Below are 2,871 nucleotides of genomic sequence, written 5' to 3'. Positions count from 1 at the left end.
CACTCGCGGAGCTGGCAGATTCAGATCGATTTCAATCGACAACGCCTCACGGTTAAAGTCATCAACGACATTGAACGTGCGAAAACGACGGCCACAGACCTGGGCATCATGCATAAAATCGACAGACCAGCTCTGGTTCAGTGCTTCCGGCGTGGCCAGTGGTGAGGGGTTACGCACCGGCAACCGTTGTTTGCCCTTACGGCGAAAATTCAGCTTCAGCAGACAGTAAATATGGTGGAGCCTTTTGTGATTCCACGGGTATCCCTGCCGTCGCAGAACCTGGTAAAGCTTCGGAAAACCGTATCGTGGGTATCGTTCAGCCGCTGCCTGCAGGGCGGCAATAACGGGTACATCACGCGTGGTATCCGGGCGGTAATGGTAAACCGTTCTGCTCAGATTCAGACTCCGGCAGGCCTGACGGATACTGAGTCCGAATGTCGTTATCAGATGAGTGACCAGCTCACGCTTAAAGGCTGGTTTTAAAGCTTTTTTCGATAACGTCTTTCAGCGCCCGGTTCTCAAGGTTCAGATCAGCAAACATCTGTTTGAGACGGCGGTTCTCATCCTCAAGAGCCTTGATCTTTTTAATATCAGAAGCCTCCATACCGCCGTATCTGGACTTCCAGTTGTACCAGGTGGCCAAATTTACTGTGCCACTACAACGATCAAAAACTCACGCCAAAATGTTGTTTTTTTGAGTTATGGTGTTATCCGTATGTGACATATTAGACAAAAACAGTATTATGATTTAATCAAAATAATTCATAATAGTAATCAGCGAAAAAGAAATTATGCTTCCAGTCACCAACAGATTAATATCTCAAAGCAGAGTATCCACATATGGATTAAATACCGCAGATACACCTGTTTTCCCCGATATTCCCGAACATGCACAAAACCCCTCACAGCTACGCCTTGCTCATGACAGCCTTGCCATAAACAGTGAATTCCGTCTGGAGCCAGAGTGTGTGGTGGAGTACCTTATCTCAGGCGCGGGTGGAATAGACCCTGATACAGAAATTGATGACGACACTTATGACGAATGCTACGGTGAACTATCCTCCGTACTTCAAAATGCGTACACCCAAAGCGAAACATTCCGCAGACTGATGAATTACGCATATGAAAAAGAACTACATAATGTGGAGCAGCGCTGGCTACTGGGGGCAGGCGAAGCCTTTGAAACTACCGTGACTCCGGAAGACCTCAAGCTTTCAGAAGGCAGGAAAGTCATTTGTCTCAATCTGGACGATACTGATGATGATTCATATCCCGAGTATTATGAAAGTAACGAAGGACCACAACGTTTTGACACAAAACGTTCATTTATTCATGAAGTTGCACATGCGCTGACCCATCTTCAGGATGAAGAAGAAAATCATCCAAGAGGCCCTATTGTCGAATATACCAACATTATTCTGAAAGAGATGGGGCATTCTTCACCTCCAAGAATGGCCTACATCTTCAATAAATAGATACATCAGGAAACGAAAAAACAACTAAAAACCCGCTTAGTAGCGCTGAGGAATCCCCAGTAATGGGCGGGTGAAAAAAGACAGGCATAGAGTTTTGTGATCTACTGATTGTGCAACCAATTCAATGAGATCTCCTCTATGCCTGCTTATCAAGTATGTCAGAATTTCTTCCAGGATGCCTTAGCTCCGTTTCACAAATACCGACAAAATGCCCTGCTGGATGCCACTGTTGCACTAATTAATGGCGCATCGCTGACGCTGACCAGTATCGGTCGTTATTTACCCGGAACTGCTCAGGTCAAAAATAAAATCAAACGCGTTGATCGTCTGCTCGGCAATGAATCACTTCATCGTGATATTCCTTTGATTTTTAATAATATTATTTCGATGCTGACACGCCAGTTATCCCTGTGCGTCATTGCTGTTGACTGGAGTGGCTACCCGTCTCAGGAGTATCACGTACTCCGTGCCAGCCTGATTTGCGACGGGCGTTCGCTCCCGTTATTGAGCTGGATCGTTCCCTCAGAAAAACAGCAGAACGCAAAGATCCAAAAAGCGTTTCTTGATGCGCTTGCCGAAGCGGTAAACCCGAAGTCCAGAGTACTTATCGTCACTGATGCTGGCTTCCAGAATGCATGGTTCAATCATATAAAATCGCTGGGCCGGGATTTCATTGGTCGCGTCCGGGGTAAAGTGAAGTTCAGGTTACAAAAAACAGGTGAATGCTGGCACGATGTCACTGATATCAAAGCTGAAAAACATCCACTCATTAAGGCAGGCACACGACCGGTACATCTCGGGTCTGGTACTCCGGGACGGGCAGAATATGCACGCTGTGACGGACACTTTTATCTTCACAAAAACAAACTCGTGGGCGTAAGCACAAACATTCCCGGTGTCGAATTCATCGTAAATCGCAGGTCCGGGATGCCCGCAAAGCGGCAAAAGAACCCTGGCTTATATTCAGTAGTGCAGGTGACTTTAAGCCACGGGAAATCATGCAGTTATACAGTCGCCGTATGCAGATAGAGCAAAACTTCCGGGATGAAAAAAGTGAGCGTTTTGGGTTCGGTTTGCGTGCCAGCTACAGCCGTTCAGCAGGACGCCTTCTTGTACTGAGCCTGCTGGCAACGCTGAGCACAATAGTTCTGTGGCTTATTGGTTATCATGCTGAAAATAAAGGATTACATCTGCGATACCAGGCCAACAGTATAAAATCCCGGCGGGTTATCTCATATCTGACGTTAGCGGAGAATATCTTACGACACTCTCCGCTAATTTTAAGGCGAACGGTGCTGAGCACCGTTCTTAACCACCTCGCCAGAACCTATCGGTAAGCGTACAGCGCGAACCGTCTGGTCATAATCTGATGTATCCGACAAAGTGGTGTCCACCA

1 protein-coding gene and 2 pseudogenes are annotated in these 2,871 nt (G+C 46.8%); 2 read left to right on the top strand and 1 reads right to left on the bottom strand.

Annotation, left to right across the window (positions count from 1 at the left end; translation table 11 throughout):
• Positions 1–649, bottom strand: a pseudogene (locus ACLD11_RS21730) (transposase); the annotation flags it as partial.
• A 142-nt stretch (positions 650–791) separates the two neighbouring features.
• On the opposite strand from ACLD11_RS21730, the gene ACLD11_RS21725 reads away from it, so the two are divergent.
• Complete coding sequence (locus ACLD11_RS21725; RefSeq protein WP_183059768.1) at positions 792–1,475, top strand: PipA/GogA/GtgA family type III secretion system effector; 684 nt, start codon at positions 792–794, stop codon at positions 1,473–1,475.
• A gap of 138 nt (positions 1,476–1,613) precedes the next feature.
• Positions 1,614–2,812: pseudogene (locus tag ACLD11_RS21720) on the top strand (IS4 family transposase).
• The last annotated feature ends 59 nt before the right edge of the window (positions 2,813–2,871 follow it).

The organism is Salmonella sp. 741265116_PST, assembly GCF_046567715.1.
In the GTDB taxonomy this organism is placed as follows: domain Bacteria; phylum Pseudomonadota; class Gammaproteobacteria; order Enterobacterales; family Enterobacteriaceae; genus Salmonella; species Salmonella enterica.
Note: the sequence above shows the minus strand (reverse complement) of the source record. Positions and strands in the feature narration are given on the sequence as shown.